Source organism: Aureivirga sp. CE67 (genome assembly GCF_015767245.1).
Lineage (GTDB): Bacteria > Bacteroidota > Bacteroidia > Flavobacteriales > Flavobacteriaceae > Aureivirga.
In genome coordinates this window covers 305,596-325,659 of record NZ_JADOTV010000002.1, presented here as the reverse complement: position 1 = coordinate 325,659, position 20,064 = coordinate 305,596, and the positions used below count along the sequence as shown (strand labels likewise).

Annotated in this window: 15 protein-coding genes and 1 tRNA gene; 9 read left to right on the top strand and 7 right to left on the bottom strand. The window is 29.8% G+C overall.

The annotated features are described in order from the left end of the window. Window position 1: 1 nt before the first annotated feature. Window positions 2-886, bottom strand: coding sequence for a DMT family transporter (locus I0K12_RS05320; protein ID WP_196885927.1), 885 nt, complete (start codon window positions 884-886; stop codon window positions 2-4). An 82-nt stretch (window positions 887-968) separates the two neighbouring features. Here I0K12_RS05320 and I0K12_RS05315 point away from each other — a divergent pair, with 82 nt between their 5' ends. Together I0K12_RS05315 and I0K12_RS05310 are read left to right on the top strand one after the other, a co-directional pair. Next, the gene (locus I0K12_RS05315; RefSeq protein ID WP_196885925.1) at window positions 969-1,358 is read left to right on the top strand and encodes a cation transporter; all 390 of its coding nucleotides are present in this window, start codon (window positions 969-971) and stop codon (window positions 1,356-1,358) included. A gap of 63 nt (window positions 1,359-1,421) precedes the next feature. Continuing rightward, complete coding sequence (locus I0K12_RS05310; protein WP_196885923.1) at window positions 1,422-1,892, top strand: TIGR03792 family protein; 471 nt, start codon at window positions 1,422-1,424, stop codon at window positions 1,890-1,892. Window positions 1,893-1,920: 28 nt separating this feature from the next. Here the strand turns inward: I0K12_RS05310 and I0K12_RS05305 are convergent, their stop codons facing one another. Further along, on the bottom strand, window positions 1,921-2,523 hold the full coding sequence (locus tag I0K12_RS05305) for a short chain dehydrogenase (protein ID WP_196885921.1): 603 nt from the start codon (window positions 2,521-2,523) through the stop codon (window positions 1,921-1,923). Between the two features lie 116 nt (window positions 2,524-2,639). Here I0K12_RS05305 and I0K12_RS05300 point away from each other — a divergent pair, with 116 nt between their 5' ends. Together I0K12_RS05300 and I0K12_RS05295 are read left to right on the top strand one after the other, a co-directional pair. Further along, window positions 2,640-3,476, top strand: coding sequence for an AraC family transcriptional regulator (locus tag I0K12_RS05300; protein WP_196885919.1), 837 nt, complete (start codon window positions 2,640-2,642; stop codon window positions 3,474-3,476). Between the two features lie 117 nt (window positions 3,477-3,593). After that, window positions 3,594-4,145 (top strand): carboxymuconolactone decarboxylase family protein, encoded by a 552-nt coding sequence (locus I0K12_RS05295; RefSeq protein WP_196885917.1) that lies wholly within the window; start codon window positions 3,594-3,596, stop codon window positions 4,143-4,145. Window positions 4,146-4,289: 144 nt separating this feature from the next. On the opposite strand, the gene I0K12_RS05290 is transcribed toward I0K12_RS05295, so the two are convergent. Both I0K12_RS05290 and sppA read right to left on the bottom strand, forming a co-directional pair. Then, window positions 4,290-4,363: transfer RNA gene (locus I0K12_RS05290), tRNA-Asn, on the bottom strand. Between the two features lie 188 nt (window positions 4,364-4,551). Next, window positions 4,552-6,306: a signal peptide peptidase SppA gene (sppA, locus tag I0K12_RS05285; protein WP_196885915.1), complete on the bottom strand. Its 1,755-nt coding sequence runs from the start codon at window positions 6,304-6,306 to the stop codon at window positions 4,552-4,554. 242 nt (window positions 6,307-6,548) lie between these two features. Between sppA and folK the strand changes: the two genes are divergently transcribed. From folK to I0K12_RS05260, 5 genes are all read left to right on the top strand, one after another. Beyond that, on the top strand, window positions 6,549-7,676 hold the full coding sequence (gene folK, locus I0K12_RS05280; protein ID WP_196885913.1) for a 2-amino-4-hydroxy-6-hydroxymethyldihydropteridine diphosphokinase: 1,128 nt from the start codon (window positions 6,549-6,551) through the stop codon (window positions 7,674-7,676). Between the two features lie 48 nt (window positions 7,677-7,724). Then, window positions 7,725-9,404, top strand: coding sequence for an OmpA family protein (locus tag I0K12_RS05275; protein ID WP_196885912.1), 1,680 nt, complete (start codon window positions 7,725-7,727; stop codon window positions 9,402-9,404). Window positions 9,405-9,656: 252 nt separating this feature from the next. Next, complete coding sequence (locus I0K12_RS05270) at window positions 9,657-11,357, top strand: OmpA family protein (protein WP_196885910.1); 1,701 nt, start codon at window positions 9,657-9,659, stop codon at window positions 11,355-11,357. Between the two features lie 129 nt (window positions 11,358-11,486). After that, window positions 11,487-13,265: a tetratricopeptide repeat protein gene (locus I0K12_RS05265; RefSeq protein ID WP_196885909.1), complete on the top strand. Its 1,779-nt coding sequence runs from the start codon at window positions 11,487-11,489 to the stop codon at window positions 13,263-13,265. 10 nt (window positions 13,266-13,275) lie between these two features. Beyond that, the gene (locus tag I0K12_RS05260; protein WP_196885908.1) at window positions 13,276-13,587 is read left to right on the top strand and encodes a DUF4286 family protein; all 312 of its coding nucleotides are present in this window, start codon (window positions 13,276-13,278) and stop codon (window positions 13,585-13,587) included. 44 nt (window positions 13,588-13,631) lie between these two features. On the opposite strand, the gene I0K12_RS05255 is transcribed toward I0K12_RS05260, so the two are convergent. From I0K12_RS05255 to I0K12_RS05245, 3 genes are all read right to left on the bottom strand, one after another. After that, window positions 13,632-14,186, bottom strand: a complete 555-nt coding sequence (locus I0K12_RS05255; protein WP_196885907.1) for a hypothetical protein — start codon at window positions 14,184-14,186, stop codon at window positions 13,632-13,634. A 65-nt stretch (window positions 14,187-14,251) separates the two neighbouring features. Next, window positions 14,252-18,610 carry a DNA polymerase III subunit alpha gene (gene dnaE / locus I0K12_RS05250; protein WP_196885906.1) on the bottom strand — a complete coding sequence of 1,453 codons (4,359 nt, stop codon included), beginning with the start codon at window positions 18,608-18,610 and terminating at the stop codon, window positions 14,252-14,254. A gap of 162 nt (window positions 18,611-18,772) precedes the next feature. Further along, a complete protein-coding gene (locus I0K12_RS05245; RefSeq protein ID WP_196885905.1) occupies window positions 18,773-19,708 on the bottom strand; it encodes a T9SS-dependent choice-of-anchor J family protein in 936 nt (311 codons plus the stop codon). Between the last annotated feature and the right edge of the window lie 356 nt (window positions 19,709-20,064).

Below are 20,064 nucleotides of genomic sequence, written 5' to 3'. Positions count from 1 at the left end.
ATTATTTTACTTCAGCTTTATTTTTGTTTACCATATACACTCCTCCTAAAACTATTCCAGAAGAAAGTACTTGAAGTATTGATATTTTTTCACCATCGAAAATCCCCCATAAAACTGCTACAATCGGAATTAAATAAGTAACCGATGTAGAGAAAATAGGTGTAGAAATCTGTACAAGTGTGTTAAAGAAAATTTTAGCAAGTGCTGTTCCAATAAAAGCTAAAACTATTATATAAAAAATGGACATTTGATGCTCAGAGGAAAATTCTGTTATGTTGAAAAATCCTGAAAAATAAAGCATCCCTATAGCAGGAAATAATAAAATTGTAAAAACTCCAACTGTTAAAGCAAAAGCATCTAAATCTGCTAATTTTCTTTTTAAAATATTTACATTTAAAGCATAACCCAAAGATGCTAATAAAATAAAACCAACAGACAATAAATCCTGTTCTGGGTTCAAGTTAGCTCCTTCCAAAATCAATAAAATAGTCCCTGCTAAACCTACTAAAACTCCTATTATTTGTTTTTTATTAAAAATAAATTTAAAAAATAAAACTCCTATTATTAAAGTGTAAAGAGGTACTAGTGAATTTAATATTGAAGCTAAACCACCGTCTAATTTTTTTAAAGAGAAAGCAAACAAAAATACTGGAAAAAAAGTTCCTAAAAATGCAGCTTGACTAACATAATACCATTGTTTTTTCGTAATTCTTGAAATATTTTTAAATCCAAAAGCAATCAAAATAACAGATGAAAAAATTATTCTTAAAGCTCCCATTTGCATCGGAGTAAAATTTTCTAATCCTCTTTTCATTAAAATAAATGAACTCCCCCAAATAATCGCTAACATTATTAAATAAAACCAGCGCTTTTTTATTTCTCCCATAAATCAAATTTAAAGTGCAAAAGTCGTCTTTTTATTCGTATTTAAAAATTAAGTCCTTAAATTTGCAACAAACACGGTAATTATGAAATTATTAAAAACCCTAACAATTTTAATATCAGTAGTTTTCTTCCAAGTTTCTTGTTCTTCAAATACGGCAGAAACTAAGGAAACTCCAAAGCAAGAAGCGAAGAAAGAAGTAGCTCAAAAAGCAACACCAGAGATCAAAAACATCGAAGTTTCTATCGAAGGAATGACTTGTCAAATTGGTTGTGCAAAGATTATTCAATCAAAACTTTCGAAAATGAATGGTGTAGAAGTAGCAAAAGTAAAATTTGACGATAAAAAAGGACAAATTTCTTATGATGCTGCACAAGTTTCTGAAAAAGAAATTACAGAAAAAATTAATAGTATCGCAGGCGGTACAACTTACAAAGTTACTGGAGTAAACGAAATTGAAAAAGTAACTTACTAAATAATATCATTAGGTTTTTACTTCATAAATAGTTAATTTAAGGCAAATTAAACTGAATTATTTATGAAAACTTATAAAATCCTATTAGGAGTAGTTTTGCTCAGTTTTGCAATTTATTCCTACACAAAAATATCAAAAGAGAGTTATTTAAGTAAAAACTCTAAGGACTTAAATAACTCTCTTATTTCTTCTCCAAAAACTATTGATAAAAAAGATGACTTTAGAGCTGTTGAAGTTTTAGTTTATCAATTGGAAAAACCCGAACACATCAAAGATTTTTTAAAAGTAGATAGTATTGTTTGGACTCCTTATCTAAAAAAAAACAACGCTTATTTTTCGAAAAGAGTCGTAAAACCTCTTGATAACGATAATCAGATTGCATTTATCTTAGAATGGAATTCTTATAAAGTTTGGAAAGAAATTACTCCAGAACAAATAGAAGAAAATGAAGAAGTTTTTCGTAAACAGTTTAAACATCCATATGAAATTCATTGGATTAAAGAATTTGAAATTTTAGATTTTAATAATAAATAAAAAAAGAGGCCTAAAAACCTCTTTTTTATTATTCATATATTCTTATTATTTCTCCATTCCCCTTTCCTTTGACACTTCTTACATAACCATTGACAACCTTTCGCATCGGAATACAATTATGTCCAGGAAAGAAATCTTTATACTTCTCATAAGCATCTTCTACATAATCTGGAGAGACAACATTGATTCGCTGTCCATTTTTCATTTCTAATGCAGCAGCTAAAACAAAACTATGAATTCCTCCATTTACCATTGCAGCAGCAGTTGTCATATAAACTGGATCATCTGCTAAAACTCCTGTTGTTAAAGTAAAAGAACCATTTTCATTCAAATATTCTTTTCCAATTCGGACAATATTTACTTGCCCCATCAATTTACTTTTGATTCCTACATAAAAATCTTCTTCAGACAAATCTTCAAAAGGTTTCCATTTTGCTTCACCAACGATTGAAATAATTGCATCCACCTTGCCTACTCTTTCAAACATTTCTCTTATCGAATCCGTATTCGTGATTTCTACCGAAATATTTGGTGTAGTTCTTCCAACTACAATTACCTCATCTGTTGCTATAAAATGTGCGGAAACTTTTCGCCCAATAGTTCCTGTTCCTCCTATTATTAATATTTTCATATTTAGTAATTTTTAATCCTTATTTAAGTTAAAAAAATTAATCGGAACTAATATTTTAATTTTTCTTCTTTTGTAAGATTTGACAAGAAATCCCTACTTTTAGTAAAAAGAATTTTATGTTATTTCAAGGAAAAAAAAGCGAATATTTACGAATTGAAGATATCACTGTAAAGAATTGTCATTTTATCAAAGAAAATATTGAAAGCTCTCTGACGCTTATTTGGTTTACAGAAGAAGGTTTTGAGATTTCTATTGATAATCAAAAATATGTTTTCGAAAAAAATGATATTGTTTTTCTTACAGAATATCATAAAGTAACAATTGACAAAATCTCCAATGCAAAAATGATTCGTTTCAATCGTGATTTTTATTGTATTGTAGATCATGATTCCACTGTTGGCTGTAAAGGAATTCTTTTTTATGGAAATTCTCGACTTCCAATCATGCATTTACCAGAAGAAGAATTGGAAAAATTTCAGACTTTGATGAAAATGTTTGAAATGGAAATGTATTCTAAAGATGAATTGCAAATGGAAATGCTTCAAATGATGCTGAAACGAACTTTGATTCTTTGTACGCGTTTTTATAAAGAAGCAAACAAAATGAATCAAATTGAAAATATTAAACTAGATATTGTTCGTGAATTCAATTATTTGGTGGAAAGCAATTATAAGAAAATTCATTCGGTTTCAGAATATGCCAAAATGCTCCATAAATCTCCAAAAACTTTGACAAACTACTTTTTAAAATCTGGCGTAAAAAAACCACAACAAATTATTCAAGAAAGAAGAGTTTTAGAAGCAAAGCGTCTTTTATCTTATACTTCTATGCAGATTAAAGAAATTGCCTACGAAATTGGTTATAACGATGTGCAGTCTTTTAGTCGTTTTTTTAAAAAACAAGAAGGAATTTCTCCTCTTCAATATAAAGAAAAGTACTTTTCGATGGCTTAAAACCCTCAAAAGGGAAAAATTGCTAACACATAGGGAATTTTAGCCTATTTCTCCATTTGGTTCTTGTCGCATCTTTGCAATGTAATAGTAATTAAACAATTAAAGAAAGAACAAATTATGGAAAAATTTGCAGTACCAACAAAAGATCAAGTTTCAGAAAACAATCAAGCAATTTTTGACAACTTAAATAACGCTTTAGGTTTTGTACCTAATTTATATGCATATTTTGCAAAAAACGATACAGCTTTAGGAGATTATTTAGCACTTCAAAACAGAAAGTCAACTCTAAGAGCAAAAGAAAGAGAAGTGATTAATTTAATTGTAAGTCAGGTAAACAATTGTAGATATTGTCAATCTGCGCATACAGTTTTAGGAAAAATGAATGGATTTACAGATGAGCAAGTTTTAGAATTACGTTCAGGTAGCGCTTCGTTTGATCCAAAATTAGACGCTTTAGTGAAGTTTACAAAGTCTGTAACAATTAATCGTGGTAGAACTTCAGAAGCAGAAAAAGAAGCTTTCTTCAACGCTGGTTATACAGAAGCAAATATGATTGATGTTGTAATCATCATCGGAGATAAAATCATTAGTAATTATATTCACAACTTAGCGGATTTCGCAATTGATTTCCCATTAGCAGAAGAACTAAAAGTGACTGAAGCAAATTAATCTTTGCCATTTATCAGTTATTATTTCAAATTTCAATATTCTAAAAAAAAGCTGTCGACCTAAATGGTGACAGCTTTTTTGCTTTGATAAATCGTAATTTCTAAAAATAAAAAAGCCATTCGAAATGAATGGCTTTAATTTTTGCTCCCCCTCTTGGGCTCGAACCAAGGACCCTCTGATTAACAGTCAGATGCTCTAACCAACTGAGCTAAGGAGGAATTTACTTCTCTTTTGCGGTTGCAAATATATACGTTTTTTTTATTCTACAAAAACTTTTTTCAAAAAAATATTTAAATAAATTTTAACAACCTGAAATTCAAATAATTTTATTCAAAACTTTTTTTCAAAAAAAAAACTAGTCCTAAAAAATCATTACAATTCACTAGGACTAGCTTGATAAAAATTCTTATTTAACCTCTATCATAAATGGTAATCTTGCTTGAATTCCTTTCAAGTTTGATAATTCTTTGATGTTTTTATAAATTGTATAGTTTGTTTCTCCTAATTCTTCTTTTAAGATAGACTCTTTAGAATTCATAAAAGGATTTAACTGTAACGATTCTTTTAAATCTGTTTTATATCTAGGATAGTTTGAAATTCTGAAATCAGAAACTTCTCCTAATTCAGCAGCTTTAGCGATTGCTTTTTCCAATCCTCCTAATTCATCTACCAAACCATTTGCTTTTGCTTCTGCTCCAGACCAAACTCTTCCTTGTGCAATTTCATTTACTTGCTCAAATGTCATTTTTCTTCCCTCTGCAACTCTATTTACAAAAGTTTTATAGATCATTTCAACTCCTTCTTTTGTTACATTGTAGAAATCTTCAGACATTGGCTCAAATAAGCTATAAGGTTTAGATTTATTTGTAGTTACTTGTTCTGCATTGATTCCTATTTTATTTACAAATTCACTCACATTTGGTACAGCACCGAAAACTCCGATAGATCCTGTAATTGTAGTTGGCTCAGCGAAAATATAATCTGCGTTACAAGAAATATAATAACCTCCTGAAGCGGCTACATTCCCCATAGAAACAACGATTGGCTTTTCTTTTTTAGTCAATTCTAACTCTCTCCACATAATATCAGAAGCTAAAGCACTTCCTCCAGGAGAATTTACACGTAAAACGATTGCTTTTACATTTTTATCTTTTCTAGCTTTTCTTAAAGCTTTGTTGATTAATTCCTGCCCTATTTTATCTTTATTTCCTTCACCGTAAATAATCTCACCTTGTGCGTAAATTACTGCAACTTTATCTTTAGCAGTTTTTACGATTTTTCCTTTTCCAGACTTGATATATTTAGCTAAAGAAATTTGGTTTAAAGTTTTTGAAGAATCAATTCCTACATCTTTCTTTAAATTATCTACGTAAGTATCTTTATAAATTATTCCATCGATTAATTTATTTTCTTTTGCCAATTCTGGATTTCTTGCTAAAAGATTATCTGCAATATTGTTTAATTCTTCTACAGATAATTTTCTACTTTTAGAAATATCTTCCAACATTTCTCCCCAAATAGATTTTAAGAATGAAGTAATTTGCTCACGGTTTGCATCACTCATTTTGTTTGCAATGTAAGGCTCTACAGCACTTTTGTATTTTCCATGACGAATTACTTCCATTTTGATTCCGTATTTATCTTCGAAATCTTTGTAGAAAAGAACTTCAGAAGAAAGTCCTGTAAATTCCATTCCTCCCACAGGATTAACAAAAATTGAATCTGCAACAGAACTTAAATAGTAGTTTTTTTGATCATAAACATCCGAATATGCTTTGATGAATTTCCCAGAATCTTTGAATTCGATTAATTTCTCACGAATTGCTTCAATCTGAGCAACTCCTCCACTTACTCCTAAAGTTTCTATATTGATTCCTTTAATTTTCGGATCTGATTTTGCATTTTCTATAGCATTCAAAATTTCATTTAAAGAAAGTTTACCTTCTGATAAACCTAAGATTTCTTCAAACGGATTGTCTTCTTTCGGTGCATAGTCTTTGATTGCATTTGACAAATCAAGTTTTAGTACTGAATTTGATTTTACCACAACTTTATCTTCATTTTCCAAAGAAAAAATTATTGCAAAAAACAACACAAAGATGATTCCTCCTGCAATAAAAAATCCTAAAATAGAAGCTACTAAATTTCTTAAAAATTTCATGTATAAATTGATTATTGATTTATAGATTAATTATTTCTTATAAGTTATCTTATCTGTCTTATACTTTATTAAATTGTTACAAAGTAAGAGGATAAATATGTCTTATTACAATAAGTTTTCTTTTCTTTGTAAGTTCAAATTTTAAGCATTAATTACTATAAAGTTAAATGATTTTTTAATTCCAATTTCATAAGTTATTGTGAATTAAAATAGAAGTTGAATAGAAGATAAGTTTTAAAAAGATGAAAATAGTAAGAACTACATACCTTTCTTTAGGGTCGAATAAAGGAAATAAACAAGAAAATTTACAACAAGCAATTTATTTAATTTCACAAAAAATAGGAACAATTGCAGCTATTTCATCTATTTACCAAACAGCTTCATGGGGTTTTGATAGTGAAGATTTCTACAATATTTGTATTAAAGTAAATACAACTTTGAATCCAGAAGAACTTTTGGAAAAAACACAAATGGTAGAAAAATATCTTGGGAGAGTTCATACTATTTCTGATACTTATGAGGATAGAACCATAGATATTGACGTTTTGTTTTTTGACGATGAAGTTATTTTTTCAAAAGATTTAATTGTTCCACATCCTAAAATGTTGGAAAGAAAATTTGTTTTAGTTCCTCTTGCCGAGATAGAACCAAACTTTTTACATCCAATTAAAAAACAAAAAATCAACCAATGTGTTGCAGCATGTACGGATAGCTCTGAGATTGTAAAATTAGAAGATCTAGAGTTAGAAAAACCAGTTTCTTTGGCAGATAAATATAATTATATCGCAATTGAAGGAAATATTGGAGCAGGAAAAACAACACTTTCTAAAATGATTTCGGATGATTTTAATGCGAGATTAGTGCTAGAACGTTTTGCAGATAATCCTTTTTTACCAAAATTCTACGAAGATAAAGATAGATATGCTTTTCAAACTGAAATGACTTTTTTAACAGATAGATACCAACAGTTATCTGATGATTTAGCACAATTCGATATGTTCAAAAACTTTATAGTTTCGGATTATTATATCTTTAAATCACTTATTTTCTCTCAAATTACACTACAACAAGAAGAATATCGTTTATATAGAAAAGTTTTTGATATCATGTATAAAGAGATCACAAAACCCGACCTATATGTATATTTATATCAAAACACGGATAGATTACTAGAAAACATTAAGAAACGAGGAAGAGATTATGAGCAAAATATAGCTTCTGGATATTTGGAAAAAATACACAAAGGTTATGCTAATTTTATGCAAGCAGGAAATGATCTAAACACAATCATAATTGATGTTTCAGAATTGGATTTTGTTTCAAATCCAGATGATTACAGTCTGATAATAAAAAAACTAACTTCCTTGTAAGTCACAAAAAATATTATATTTGCCTAATTCAAATCAAACAAAAACTTTATGAAGAAAATTTTACTCGCTTTTTTATTGACCCCCCTTTTAGCTATTTCAACCTTTGCTCAGAAATCTGATTTCAACTCATGGTCATTAGGATTTGGAGGAAGTGGTACATTAATGTTCGGAGATATTAAATCTTTCGACTCTTCAGGATTTAAAGATTTTGGTTATGGTGGTTATCTATACGTAGATAAAATGTTCACACCTACTTTCGGAATCGAATTAAAGGCAAATTACCTAACTTTTAAAGGGGAATCTACTGGATTTTCTGAAGCTTATGATGTTTTATACACAACTAATGAGCTTGATGGTTTCCGATTTGAGTCAACTTCATATGGAGGGGAATTCAATGTAATATTAAATTTAAGTAATATTTCTCCTCGAATAACAAACAAACAAAGAAAATTTAACGCTGCTATGTATGCTGGTTTAGGTGTACATCAATATAGTTCTAAATTATATAATCTAAAAACAGATGAATTAGAATTTGCTTTTGGAGATAGTGAAGATACAAACTCTTCAAACATTTTTTCTCCTTACGGTACTGTTGGTTTAGGTTTAAAATATAGATTGAGTAAGCGTTTAGATTTAGAATTAAGACAAACTGTAAATGTGAATCTTTCTGATAATTTGGATGGTGCGATTAGCACTAAGCAAGCATTAGAAACATTTGCAGTAACAAATTTAGGTTTAGTATTCAAATTTGGTGGAAAAGAGAAAAATGCTGTTTGGTTTGATTCTGCTTCTTCTGGATACAAAAAATCTGGTACTAAGAAAAAGAAAAACAAAATCATGGTAGATGCATATAAGGATACCGATGGTGATGGAGTTATGGATCGTTTTGATAAAGAACCTAACACACCTCCTGGAGTAAGAGTATATGGATCTGGTGAAGCAATTGATACAGATAATGATGGTATTCCAGATTATCAAGATGCTTGTCCTTTCAAACAAGGATTAGAGGATAATGGTGGTTGTCCAGAATTTAAAGATTCTGATAACGATGGAATTTTTGATGTTGATGATGCTTGTCCTTATGAAAAAGGTCTAGAGAAAAATGATGGTTGTCCTGAAGAAGGAATTAGTGAAAATGCTTTAGAAAAAATCGCAAACTTCTCTAATGGAATTTCGTTTAAATCTAGTAGTCATGAATTAACGAAAGATTCTTATGCAACTCTAGATAAAATTGCAGATATGATGAAAGAATATCCTGCTACAAACTTCAAAATTGAAGGACATACAGATAATCAAGGAGCAGAAAACTATAATCTTTTCTTATCTAGAAGAAGAGCTAAAGCTGTAAAGAAATATTTAGTTACACAAGGTGTTGGTAGTGAAAGATTATTTGCAGAAGGGTATGGTGAAACAAGACCTAAATATCCTAATGATACTCCTGAAAATAGAAATAAAAACAGAAGAGTAGAAATCAAGAAAATCAACGAAAATATCAATATCCCAACGGATGATGTTGATAATGTTGCTGATTCTGATAATTCTGGTAACTCTAATGATTCTAACGATAGTTATGATAATGGAGAAATTCCAGATTACCATACTGTAATCAACGGAGATACTTTATTCTCTCTTGCTAAAAAATACAGAACTTCTGTAGCTAAACTTAAAAAACTTAATAATCTTCCAAATACAAAAATTGTAATTGGAACTAAATTGAGATTAAAATAAAAATAATTATACACCATACTTATATAAAATATAAGTATGGTGTTTTATATCTACCCCACTTTTACAATAATTTAAACGAAGAAGCTTAAGAAATCCTACATTTAATAATTATATTCATTCTACTTCATTCAAAATTATAACAGTATTTTCAATTTAAATACACAAGTTGAAAGCTTATACTTATTTTATTAAATTCTTTTTCTTCTATCTAGTTTTACACAATTAATAATTCTAAAATTTACAATTATTGTTATGATAATTAAAAGTAAAAACATCATTATAATCTTGATGTTATTTTGTATTAGTTTAATACAAGCACAAAAAAAAGAATTCAACACTTGGTCTGTTGGAGCTGGAGCAAGCAACTTTATTATGTATGGAGATTTGAACACTTTTGGTGGAGGTCAATCTTCTTTTGATTATGGTTTTTATGCTTATGTTGACAAAATGATTACACCAGCATTTGGTTTCGAACTGAAAGGACATTATTTAAATATGTCTGGAGCTGTAGGTTCAGTTTCTCCTTTTTATTTACTATATACAGATGACTTTAAAGGCCCTGTAAAATATGATGGAAAAGCATTTGGTGGTGAATTAAATCTTATTGTAAACTTAAATTCTTTAAATCCAAATGTTCGTAAAAATAGAAAATGGAATGTTGCATTTTATGCAGGTATTGGTTACCAATCTTATGATTCTAAATTATACGATAAAACTACAGGAAACTTATTAGTAGATTTTGGGAATATTGGAGGTAAATCTAAAAATCAAAACTCAATCTATTATACTTCTGGTTTAGGAATTAAATATCGTTTGAGTAGAAGAGTTGATTTGGAGTTTAGACCAACTTTAAACCTAAACAATGAAGATCAATTAGATGCTGCTTATAGCAATAGAAAGAACTTAGAAATCTTTTTAGTAACGCACCTTGGTGTAAATATCAAATTGGGAAGTAAGAAAAAATATGCTATTTGGTATGATAAATTCTCTGGAAAATCAGATGATGAAGAAGAGAAAGACAAAAAGAATAAAGAAGAAAAGTTAGAAGAGGAATTAAAAGATGGAATTGAAGAAGCTTTAAAAGATACAGATGGAGATGGAATTATCGATCGTTTTGATAAAGATAATAATACACCTCCGGGAGTAAAAGTTTATAGTAATGGTTTACCAATTGACAGTGATAATGATGGAATTCCAGATTATTTAGATAAATGTCCACTGAAAAAAGGTTCTGAAGCAGATGGTGGTTGTCCTGATATTGCAGATGACGATGGAGATGGAATTAGTAATGAAAAAGATATTTGTCCAAATGCACCAGGTTTACCAGAAAATGGAGGATGTCCGAAAAAAGAATACAGTCAGAGTGTTTCTCAGATTTTATATGCTTTATCAAAAGATATTTTCTTTGAGCCAAATAGCCATGTAATTAAAGGAACTTCGTTTAGCGTATTAGATAAAATTGCAGAAGTAATGAATCAATTCCCTGCAACACAATTCAATATCGATGGACATACAGATAATAAACTTTCTGCAAAACACAATTTATTCCTTTCGATTCGTAGAGCTAAATCTGTAAAAAGATATTTAGTAAAACAAGGAGTGGTTGCAGAGCGTTTGATTACACACGGATATGGAGAAACTCGTCCAAGATATTCCAACGAAACACAAGGTGGAAGACAGCTGAATAGACGTGTAGAAATCACAAAAGTAGATTCTGATATTGTAACAAATACTACTGAAGAAAATATTGATGGTGGTGAAGTGATTGAAGAAACAACAGAAGTTGCTACGGAAGTTACTTTAGAACCAGGAGAGATTTTAGTAAAAGATGGAGATACACTTTATTCTTTATCTAAAAAATACAACACAACAGTTGAGAAACTGAAAGAAATGAACAATTTAGAAGATGATAGAATTAATGAAGGTCAAATACTAAGAGTTGAAGAAGAATAATTATCATTTTTGAAATAATATTTTACTAAAAATCTGAAGTATTTCGATGCTTCAGATTTTTTATTTTTAGAAAACCTATTTTTTACCACGTATTTCTTATTTTTGATAACTACTAATTACCTAATATTTATGCGATATTTCTTAGTTTTCTTATTTGTTTTTACTTTCCAATTCACTTCTGCACAAAGTGTTCAGTTAGCAAATCGCTATTTTGTTACTGGTGCTTATGACAAAGCAGAGCAATTATTTGCGGAACTTCATGCTCAGAAGCCTTATAGCACTTATTATTTTAAACGACTTATCAGTTGTTACCAACAATTGGAAAAATTCAAAAAAGCAGAGGAAACTATTTTAGCCTATCAAAAGAAATATCCACAAAAAGCAGAACTTTATGTAGAACTTGGTTATAATCTACAACTTCAGTATAAAAATGAAGAAGCTGAGAAGTTTTATAAAAAAGCTTTGAAAGCTGTTGATAAAAATCCAAAACTTGGAAACCCTGTCGGAAGAGCTTTTAAAGATAATTTCTTATTGAAGCAAGCTTTAGAAACTTTCAAAAAAATGGATTCTAAAAGCTCAGAAAATATTAGTACAAAAACTACAATTGCAAGTATTTATGGTGAATTAGGAGAAATCGAAAATATGTTTAGCGCATATCTAGAAATGATCGAAATTAGAGAAAACTACAACAATATTGTTTTAAGATATATAGGAAGATATGTTACAGATGATTCTGAAAATGAAAATAATAAAATCTTAAAAAATCTTGTTTTCAAAAAAATACAAGAAGGCCCAAAAGATGCTTGGAACGAAATATTGAGTTGGCTTTTTATCCAACAGAAAGAATATAGCAAAGCTTTAATTCAAGAAAAAGCACTTTATAGAAGAAATAAAGAATCTTTTCAGAGAATCTTCAATTTGGGAGAAAATGCTTTTCAAAACGAAGATTACGATAGTTCTATCAAAGCATATAATTATATTTTGGAAAACTCTCAAATGCCAGAAGAAATCATCGAATCTAGATATTATATTCTGGAAAGCAAGTTGAAAAACGGAACTGAAAATAAAGAAATAGAGCAAGAATTCGAGAATGTTTATACGCAGTTTGGAAGAAATATCAACACGATGTATTTTCAAATTTTAGAAGCAGATTATTTAGCTTTTAGAAAGGGAGAATCGAGCAAAGCAATTCAGATTTTGAAAGAAATTTTAAACCAAAACCTAACAAAATTTGAAGAAGCAGATGTGAAAATCAAACTTGCAGATATTTTGGTTTATGAAAATAAATTTAATCAAGGTTTAATTTATTATTCTCAAATTCAAACCGACCTAAAAAATCATCGTTTGGCGCAATTGGCAAAATTTAAAGTTGCAAAAACTTCTTATTATAAAGGAGATTTTGATTGGGCAAAAACACAATTAGATGTTTTGAAAAAATCCACTTCGCAACTTATTTCTAACGATGCTATAGATTTATTTATGTTGATTACTGATAATTCGGTAGATGAAGATGAGAAAAAAGGTTTGGAACTTTATGCAAAAGCAGATTTTTTGAGTTATAGAAATCAAAATAATGCTGCAATTGATTCTTTAAATGTAATTTTGCAAAAGTTTAAAGGAAGAGCAATCGAGGATGAAGCTTTGATGAAACAAGCAGAACTTTTTGAGAAAACAAATCAATTGGAAAAAGCTGCTGAAAATTATTTGAAAGTAACTAATCTGAAAGAAAATGATATTCTGATTGATGATGCTTATTTTGCTTTAGGGAAACTTTATGAAGAAAAAATAAACAACCCAGAAAAAGCTTCGGAATATTATCAGAAAATTATTTTTGATTATCCTTCTAGTATTTATTTGGTAGAAGCCAGAAAACGATTTAGAAACTTACGCGGAGACGCAATTAATTAAATAGAAACAAATGTACATTTATAACGTAACAATCAATATTGAGGAAAAAAGTCATGATGCATGGCTAAAATGGATGAAAGAAAAACATATTCCAGATATGCTTGCAACTGGGAAATTTGCGAAAGCTAAAATGTCTCAAGTAATGGTTGAAGAAGAAATGGGAGGAATTACGTATTCTGTACAATACACTACAGATAGTAAAGAAACTCTTGAAAAATATTACCAAGAAGATGCTGAAAAGCTTCGTGAAGAAGGAATGAAACTTTTCGCTGGAAAGTTTGTTGCTTTCCGTACAGAATTAAAAGTAGTTTCAGAGCATTAAAAAATTATAGAACATAAAAAAAGGTATCGTAATGATACCTTTTTTTATGTCGTTCTAAATACATACCAATCTCCAAACAAATATTCGAAGTTAGTTTTTGATGATAAAATATTTTTAGGAAGTTTTTCTTTTTTGTTTAAAACTATTCCTGTAGAATTCTCTGAAAAACTATTAATAGTAAAAACATAAACATCTTTTTCTACAGAAAAATGTTCTATTCCGATACTTTGTATTTTAGAATTTATCTTTTCTAGATTTTGATCTGCATTATATGCATCAATTATTTTAAATAAATCTTCCTCTTTTTCAAAAACAAATTCTTCAGCTGTTTGTTTCGGAACTTTTTTAATCAGAATTGGTTTCATTATAATTCCTAAAAATAAAACAATCGCTAAAAATCCTATTTTCTTCTTTTTCAATAAAGGTAGCATTGAGAAAGTAGCCAAGTTAAATAATACAAACCACCTTAGTGAAAATACAATGTCTTTTGGCCAAATATCAAAAAAAGCATCCTGATTATAAGGAATGATATATAAATAATCTTGAACAAGAAATATCGTTAATACAAAAATCCAGATGCTATAAATTATCTTTTTCATTTTTTTTCTTTAAATGTATAAAAAAACACCTTTCAGAATAAATCCAAAAGGTGTTTTATATTTTTTTAATTCAATTTAAAATGAATTTGTTCTATTTCTAATTCCCGAAGAACATCATGATTGATATCAATCTTCATTGTCCTACTCAGCATCTGAACTTTCATTTGTTCTTTCATATCATAGACAATAAAATCTATTGCTTTAGAACCTCTATTTTCCGAAAAGAATTGATGTAACCATTCAACCGTTTCTTTCGTTAATTCTTCAATGCTAAATCGCAAAGTTAGTTTCTTAGAAAAGGCTTCTAAAATATCGTGCAATAATTGAATGTTGATAAACGTAAATCGAACATCATTATTCCAACCTGGTTTTGCTGCTATTTTGGCATAAATAAACGAACCCTGCACCAAGAAATGGCGGAATTTCAAATATTCTTCTCCAAAAAGACGGAATTCTTTTGCATCCGTATAATCTTCCACAATGAAAGATGCCCAACCTTTTCCGTTTTTAGAAACTCTATGTTGTACATCTGTAATGATTCCACCAATGGCAAGATCTTTATGGATTAACTCCATTTCATTATTAAAAGCAGACAAAGGCGTATTACAGAAATTACTCATTTCGTATTTAAAATCATCCAATGGATGTCCAGAAATATAAATTCCCACAACTTCTTTTTCTTTTGCTAAAAGTTCCATCGTTCCCCAAGTATCACATTCTGGGAAAACTGGTTCTGGAAATTGCACTTCTGAAGTTTCACCAAAAAGAGAAACCTGCGAAGAGTTCTTACTTTCCTGATATTTCGAACCATATTTGATTGCTTTCTCAATGAAAGTAACTCCTTTTTCATCTTTCACATAATATTGCGCTCTATGAATTCCTTCGAAAGAATCAAAACCTCCTGCTAAAACTAAATTATCAAAAGCTTTTTTATTTGCAGCTCTTAAATCTACACGTTTTGCCAAATCAAAAATAGAAGTATAACGCCCTCCTTCTTTTCTTTCATTCACAATAGCATCTACTGCAGATTGTCCAACTCCTTTAATCGCTCCCATTCCAAAACGAATGGCTCCATTTTCGTTTACTGCAAATTTATAGTAAGATTCATTCACATCAGGACCAAGAACTTCCATTCCCATTCGCTTACATTCTTCCATAAAGAAAGTAACCTGCTTGATATCATTCATATTATTTGAAAGTACTGCAGCCATATATTCTGCTGGATAATGTGCTTTCAAGTAAGCTGTTTGATAAGCAATATATGCATAACAAGTCGAGTGTGATTTATTGAAGGCATAAGCAGCAAATGCTTCCCAATCTTTCCAAACTTTTTCTAGAACTTCTTCTGGATGTCCATTATTTTTTCCACCTTCTAAAAATTGAGGTTTCATCTTCTCCAGTAAAGAAAAGATCTTTTTCCCCATTGCTTTACGCAACATATCAGCTTCACCTTTCGTAAATCCGGCTAACTTCTGAGAAAGTAGCATTACCTGCTCTTGATATACCGTAATTCCGTAGGTTTCTTTCAGATATTCTTCCATTGCCGGAAGATCATATACAATTTCCTCAGAACCATGTTTACGATTAATGAAACTTGGAATATATTCCATCGGACCTGGACGATACAAAGCATTCATTGCAATTAAATCCTCAAAAACTGTAGGCTTTAATGCTTTCATGTGTTTTTGCATCCCAGGAGATTCGTATTGGAAAATACCAACAGTTTCTCCTCTTTGGAATAATTCATATGTTTCCACATCATCCAGCGGGAAATCATCTGGAATCAGTTCTATTCCATGAATTTCTTTAATAAGTTTTACAGTATCCTTAATTAAAGTCAACGTTTTTAAACCTAAGAAATCCATTTTTAACAGACCAGCATCTTCTACAACTCCATTATCGAATTGTGTTACATACATGTCTGAATCTTTTGCAATCGAAATTGGAACTAGATTCGTAATATCTTCTGGTGTAATAATCACCCCACAAGCATGAATTCCTGTATTACGAACCGAACCTTCTAATTCTCTTGCTTGATTTACGGTTTTTGCATTTAAATCTGTTCCTTCAGAAATTTCAACTAATTGTTGAACATTTGCTTTTTCTTCTTCTCGTAAATCTTTTACTTTTTGAACACTTTTTTTATCTGTTCCGAAAATATTTTTCAGTTTCAGACCTGGAATTAACTTTGCAATTCTATCTGCTTCAAAAAGTGGAATATCTAAAACTCTGGCAGTATCTCGAATCGAAGATTTTGCCGCCATCGTTCCATAAGTAATAATCTGTGCTACTTGATTTGCTCCATATTTCTTAATTACGAAATCGATAACTCTTTGTCTTCCTTCATCATCAAAATCAATATCAATATCGGGAAGTGAAACACGGTCAGGATTTAAGAAACGCTCAAAAAGTAAGTCGTATTTAATTGGGTCAATATTCGTAATTCCCAAACAATAAGCAACCGCAGAACCAGCTGCTGATCCACGACCAGGACCAACGGAAACATCCATTTTTCGAGCTTCAGCAATAAAATCTTGTACAATCAAGAAATAACCTGGATATCCAGTTTTCTCAATAATCATCAACTCGAAGTCTAAACGTTCACGAATATCTTCCGTGATTTCTTCATACCGTTGGTTTGCTCCTTCATAAGTTAAATGACGCAAAAAAGCATTTTCACCACGTTTTCCTCCATCTTTTTCATCTTCTTCAGATTTAAACTCATCTGGAATGTCGAATTTTGGAAGTAAAACATCTCTAGCTAAACCAAAAACTTCAATTTTATCAATAATTTCTTGAATGTTTAAAATTGCTTCAGGAATATCCTTAAACAATTCTTTCATTTCTTCTTGCGTCTTGAAATAATACTCAGAATTTGGAAGTCCATAACGATATCCTCTTCCTCTTCCGATTGGTGTTGCTTTTTTCTCTGCATCTTTTACACAAAGTAAAACATCATGCGCTTCTGCATTCTCTTTATTTATATAAAAAGTATTATTTGTAGCAATCGTTTTTACTTGATGTTTTTGGGCAAATTGTAATAAAATAGAATTTACGTGATCTTCATTTTCTTGCTTATGACGCATTAATTCTAAATAAAAATCATCGCCAAAATGCTCTTTCCACCAAAGTAAAGCTTCTTCCGCTTGCGTTTCTCCTATATTTAATATTTTATGAGGAACTTCTCCGGAAAGGTTTCCTGATAAAACAATAATGTCCTCTTTATATTTTTCAACAACTTTTCGGTCAATTCTCGGAACATAATAGAAACCTTTCGAATAACCAATCGATGACATTTTTGCTAGATTATGATATCCTTTTTTGTTTTTAGCTAAAAAAGTAGTCAAATATCCGTTGTCTTTTCTCGATTTGTTCGTATGATCTTCACAAACATAAAGCTGACAACCAACAATTGGTTTTACTTCCGATTTCTTTTCTTCTCCTTCTTCTAGTTCTTCATTATCTTTTGCAACCGATTTGTTGTGCTTAATAATTTTTTCTACAAAATTAAAAGCTCCCATCATGTTTCCAACATCTGTCAAGGCAACTGCTGGCATATTATTTTGAATCGTTGCAGAAATTAAATCATCAATACTTGATGTAGATTGAAGAATCGAGAATTGTGAATGATTGTGTAAATGTGCAAAAGGAGCTTCTGTTAGAAGTTCAACATTTTCGTTGATTTGTGCAGAACTGATTCCTTTCGCTTCTTCCGTTAATTTTTCTTTGATTAAGGCACTCTGATTTTTCAGATTTAAGTGACGTAATCCAATTAAACGAATTGGTTTCGGATTTCTTTCTTGATATTCCTTAAAAAAATCATGCGTTACCCCAAGTTCCTCCGCAGAATAATGTCTCTGACGAATTAATTCTAAGAAACATCTTGTTGTCGCTTCCACATCGGCAGTTGCATTGTGCGCTTCTGCAAAAGGAAGATTAAATAAATGATGGTGTAATTCTGTTAGTGTAGGAAGTTTAAATTTTCCTCCACGACCTCCAGGAATTTTACATAAAAGAGCAGTTCTTTCCGTACAAGTATCTAAAACTGGAAGTTCTTCTAAAATATTTTCCGTTCCATTTCTAAAAAACTCACATCCCATAATATTGACATCAAAGCCAACATTTTGTCCAACTACAAATTTTGTTTTAGAAAGTGCAATATTAAACTCTTCTAAAACTTCTTCTAAAGAATGTCCTTTCTCTTGTGCTAAAAGTGTAGAAATTCCGTGGATTTGCTCTGCATCATAAGGAATCGTAAATCCATCAGGTTTTACTAAAAAGTCTTTATGTTCAATTAATTCTCCATACTCATCATGAAGTTGCCAAGCAATCTGAATACAACGAGGCCAGTTATCAGTGTCTGTTATCGGAGCATTCCAATTCTTTGGTAAACCAGTTGTTTCTGTATCGAAAATTAAGTACATGAATTATAAAATTTTAGTAAAATAAAAGTCTGCAAAATTAAGAATATTTTATAACATGTATTGTTAAAAAATATTTCTCCATTAAAATATAAAACAAAAAAAAACCTTGAAAGTTAATTCAAGATTTTTTCAATTATAATCTATGGAAAAAAAATAATTACTCTAGTGTTTATAAATCCTATAGCTTCCTATAGCATTTTCGGTATATATCTTAACTTGATATATACCAGATGTTAAATTATTAATATTAATGGCTGAAATTAACATATTTATTTCTTTATAAAAAATTATTTGACCTAAATTATTAACAATTTCTATTTTTTCAATATTTACATCTGCTTTTATTGTAAAAATATCTTTTACAGGATTTGGATATAATGAGAATCCTTTGATTTCATTTTCAGAGATCGAAGTTGTATTATCTCCATCGTCGGTATCATCTCCGTCATCTGTATCATCTCCATCGTCGGTATCGTCTCCGTCATCTGTATCATCTGTATCGTCCCCATCATCTGTATCGTCTCCATCGTCGGTATCATCATCATTTGGAATTGTTTCTACTTTAATATCATCAATTAGTAATAAAAACTTATCCGTACTATTATTTCTAAAAGCAATATAAACATCCATATTATCATATGCTGCTAAACTATGTTCTAATTCTTGCCATCCATATTCTGCTTCATCAATAGAGTAAACTTCTTCAAAATCTTCTATTTCAGTTCCTGTTGTTGAAACTAAAATTTGATAACCATCTTTTTTGTTCTGATCTGTTGGAAGTGCTTTATAAGAGATTTTAGATTCTGTTCCTAAACTTACCATAGGAGTAATTAACCAATCATCCGATTGTCCTGCAGGATCATAAGAAGAAGTACTTACTACATATTTTTCTTCTTCATTTTGAGTATTATATCCTACATACCAAGCATTTTCTTCAAAGACTTCCAATCCTTCTGTTGGAGTTAAACCATCATTATTTATTAAAGTATAACCTTCAAGAGCTTCTTCAGCTTGAAAATCATTTTCCAAAACAACAGTCAATTGACCGAAAGAAAAAATGGAAAAAAGTAACATAGGTAAAATGTAAATGTTCTTCATATTGTAGATGTTTTTTAGTTATTTGGGTTAAATGTATATTTAAAATATGAAGAAATTAATTGGAGGTTAATTTTGACTAAAGATTTGATAACTAAGTATTAGTTTTCTTTCCAAAATATATTTTAGAGCCTGATTAAATTTATATCAAAAAAATTTATATGCTTCTTAAAAGCTCTTTTTTGTCTTTTTTCTCCTCCATAGCGATGCTATACACTCCAAAAAAGTCGGCAAAATAGCATTTCAATAAACTATAAAATAAATTCTGATACAATTTTAAACAAGCTCTTAAACAAAAAAAGCTTCCATAAAACTTAAAGTAAAGTTTTATGGAAGCTTTTTTATATTTTTAAAAATAT